The sequence below is a fragment of the Wolbachia endosymbiont of Glossina morsitans morsitans genome (genome assembly GCF_000689175.1).
In the GTDB taxonomy this organism is placed as follows: domain Bacteria; phylum Pseudomonadota; class Alphaproteobacteria; order Rickettsiales; family Anaplasmataceae; genus Wolbachia; species Wolbachia pipientis.
In genome coordinates this window covers 3,591-7,220 of sequence record NZ_AWUH01000195.1, presented here as the reverse complement: position 1 = coordinate 7,220, position 3,630 = coordinate 3,591, and the positions used below count along the sequence as shown (strand labels likewise).

Below are 3,630 nucleotides of genomic sequence, written 5' to 3'. Positions count from 1 at the left end.
TCTGCTGAAGTTCTAGCAACTTCCACAGTGGAGGTGAATTTGTCTGGAATTCAGGAAGGACACGGAGTAAAAGTAAAGTGGCAAGGTAAACCAGTATTCATTCGTAGACGCACAAAGCAAGAAATTGAAGCTGCAAGAGGTGTGAATGTGAAGAGCTTGAGGGATCCTCAATTAGACGAGCAGAGAGTATACGAAGGAAAAGACGAATGGTTAATTATGCTTGGAATATGTACACATCTTGGGTGTGTACCGGTTGACCACGCTACAAGAGATGGTAATGGTTGGTTCTGTCCTTGCCACGGTTCATATTATGATACATCAGGCCGAGTGATTGGGGGTCCTGCACCGAAAAATATGGCTGTACCTGATTATTTTTTTCCCAGTGAGAATGTTGTGGTAATTGGCAAGAAGGCTTAACGGAACTCGTTAAAAAAAACTCACAGGATCAACATCTATTATCACTGCAATACTCGAATTCAAGTTACAATTTTTAATCCAATATTTCAGCTTTTTTTGTATAGATAAACTGTGTTTATTGTGTATTTTTAATAATACCCTATGCCGATACTTATTATTTAAAAAATTTATTGCTGCTGGTGATGGGCCAAGAATTTCAAATTCCTTTTTGTCTACACCTACATTTTTTTCCTGGATACAAGTAGTTAAGCTACTTGGATGACAAAGAAGAGATTTTACTATTTCATTCGCTGCTTTTTGTGTTGCAATCTGATTCTTACCACAAATTATAAGCGCTATTAATCTGGTAAATGGTGGCATTTTGGCTTCGCGTCTTGACTTAAGTTCGATTTCATAAAATGAGTCTCTTTTTTGATGCAGCAATGCTTTTATTATTGAACTTTCAGGATTATTAGTTTGCACTATTACCATTCCTTTTTCACTAAACCTTCCTGATCTGCCTGCAACTTGGTGCAATAATTGATACGTCTTTTCCGCTGCTCTCAAATCAGAATTTTCGAGACTCAAATCTGCATTCATTACTCCAACCAAAGTTAATTTGGGAAAATTGTGCCCTTTAGCAATTATTTGTGTGCCGATTATAATGTTCACCTCTTCTTTCAATATCAAGTCAATTACGTTACTAACCGACTTCTGATCGCTGCTTATCATCACAGTTTTTGCGTTTGGTATTAATTTCACCATTTCTTCAAGCAACCTTTCAATTCCTATGCCGTAGAGGGACAATGGCTGTTCACTTTGGCAATTAGAGCATTTTTCTGGAAGTTTCAATTGATAAGAGCAGTGGTGGCACAAAAGAGCATTTTTTTTCTTGTGATATGTAAGCCAAACAGCACAATTTAAGCAGGAAATTTTATATCCACACTTTTTACAAATTGCCAGTTGTGCATACCCTCTGCGGTTTAGAAAAAGCATAACCTGCTGTTTTTTCTCTATGGTTTGTTTGATGCTTTCAAAAAGCTCAGAGGAGATCCATTGCTTGTTATTCCTCATATCTACTACTTGAATGAGTGGCAATTCTGCACCACCAAATCGTTTAGTTAGCTTTACATGATTGTAATTCCCGTTTTTAACATGATGAATCGTTTCAAGCAGTGGAGTAGCTGATGATAAAATAATCGGAATATTTTCAAATTTGGCTAAGATTATCGCCATATCTCGAGCATTATATATAATTCCCTGTTCTTGTTTAAAAGATGAGTCGTGCTCTTCATCAACGATAATCAATTTTAGGTTTTTATAAGGCAAAAAAAGCGCTGACCGTGCACCAATAATTATCTGCGCATTTCCATTCGCTATACTGAGCCAATTATTCCGGCGAGTTTTTGGAGTGAGCTCTGAGTGCCATTCAACTAAGTTTTTTGATATCTGACCATGAATACGGTTTACCAATTGTGAAGTTAAAACAATTTCAGGCAAGAGGATTAGCACTTGCGCATTACCTTCTCCTGATGTCATTTCAACATATTCTGGTGTCATACTAGTACGTGGCAAAGACGGTATGCTAAATGTTACAGTGGGTTTTGCCTTGAGTATAAAGGTGTCATTCCAGTGCTTGACAATGGAATCCAGGAATTTTGATTGTAAATTAGGTATTGGTTTTAAGTTAAAATAAACATTTGTAATGAGGTTATATGAAAAACTGGATCCCAGTGTCAGGCTACTCGGATAACACCCTCTTTGTAGACCCAAATCACAATGTTCGTACAGTTGTGTCTCTGGGCACTGGGATGGTAAAGTCTGAGCAGCATTTGGAACGGCAGTGTAATTCTTAATCAATTGTGCAATCACAGAGAGATAAACTTCGGTTTTTCCAGACCCGGTCTCACCGTCAAGCGAAGTCACTGAATATTCGTTCAAATTGCTGATTATTTTATCACTAGCTACCTGCTGTTCAGGACTCAATTTGCAGCTTATTTCACTTGTTTCCTGCTTTTGTTCAACACAAACCAATTTATCTATGTGATTTACTTTTAACACTCCTCCCATTATCACTTTGGCAAGCATACTAATAGGTATTAAGATGTATTGCGCAACCCACTCTGCAAATGCAATCAATTTTGGTAAATCGATTTTTTGCTCAATAAATTTTAATTCTCGGTTACTTTTATCACTGTATTTCCAAACTATTCCGATTGAGCGTTTTTTGCCAAATGGTACTACTACGTAATCTCCAAGTAAAATCTCAGTACTTTCCTCAATTGCATATGAAAATAACTGATCAATTGGAAGTGGTAGTAATACGTCAACTGTTTTTGCCATAGTGATTGAGTTTAACATTGTTTTAAAGAGCTTGTAACTTTATTAAGCTTGGCAATATAGATGAATCGGTACAGAGAAAATCTTAATGTTTAACACATTTTTCATAGTACAGACCGTATGATTGATAAATAAAATGATTTATAGAATTTGTGGAGGCTACCAATGGTCAACGACAAGATTACTTTGAACTTTGAAATAGAAAAAGGCGAACCTATACTTTTCTCCACATATAAAGCTTACAGATGAAAGCAAAAATCTTTTGCGGGAGAAGCTTGGCAGTACAATTCAATTCGATAATCTAGATGATCACTTCAATCTTAACCATGAGAATTTTTATATCTACTACAACAAATATAGTGAGCACAATGGTAGAAGTGAGCTACACGTTGGGGATGATAACGGTAAATATTTAACCTCCAATCTTCCACTTAATTACTATGGATTCTCAATGGAACCATCACCTGACGGAGCGTCAATTGCAGATTATGGTTTTTATCCTCCGTATGCAATCTATAACCCAAATCACTATGATAAAGCACTAGTTTCGCGGTGGCAAGCACGCGTTGTCCCGCTGAATATATTCAGCGCCCCTTTGATTCACGCTGAAAGCAGCTGCGATTCTCATCTTCTGGCTCTTTGAAGTATCTCCCTTTTGTTTTGCTTGGAAAACATGCATAATTTAATAGAAAATTATTGTTTGACATGTAAAATTTCTACTATAATAAGTTATCAATAATAAACGGTGGTTACTATGTCAACAAATTACAACATCAACTTAACTGATAATGCACTAAAAAAAATCCACTCTCTTGCAGAGCAGGAAGGGGATAAGAGTTCCATTTTACGAGTTGCAGTTTCAGGTGGTGGATGTTCTGGCTTCAAATACTATTT

At 36.6% G+C, this 3,630-nt stretch carries 4 protein-coding genes; 3 read left to right on the top strand and 1 reads right to left on the bottom strand.

All coding sequences use genetic code 11. The features are described from left to right. The coding region (gene petA, locus WGMM_RS05085; RefSeq protein WP_038250967.1) for a ubiquinol-cytochrome c reductase iron-sulfur subunit at nt 1-417 on the top strand (417 nt) is incomplete at its 5' end. A gap of 9 nt (nt 418-426) precedes the next feature. On the opposite strand, the gene priA is transcribed toward petA, so the two are convergent. Next, nucleotides 427-2,757: a replication restart helicase PriA gene (gene priA / locus WGMM_RS05080; RefSeq protein ID WP_038250965.1), complete on the bottom strand. Its 2,331-nt coding sequence runs from the start codon at nt 2,755-2,757 to the stop codon at nt 427-429. A 241-nt stretch (nt 2,758-2,998) separates the two neighbouring features. On the opposite strand from priA, the gene WGMM_RS05075 reads away from it, so the two are divergent. Both WGMM_RS05075 and WGMM_RS07025 read left to right on the top strand, forming a co-directional pair. Further along, the gene (locus tag WGMM_RS05075) at nt 2,999-3,379 is read left to right on the top strand and encodes a hypothetical protein (RefSeq protein ID WP_038250963.1); all 381 of its coding nucleotides are present in this window, start codon (nt 2,999-3,001) and stop codon (nt 3,377-3,379) included. Nucleotides 3,380-3,490: 111 nt separating this feature from the next. Further along, nucleotides 3,491-3,630 (top strand): HesB/IscA family protein (locus WGMM_RS07025; RefSeq protein WP_410543208.1); only part of this gene is annotated, 140 nt, incomplete at its 3' end.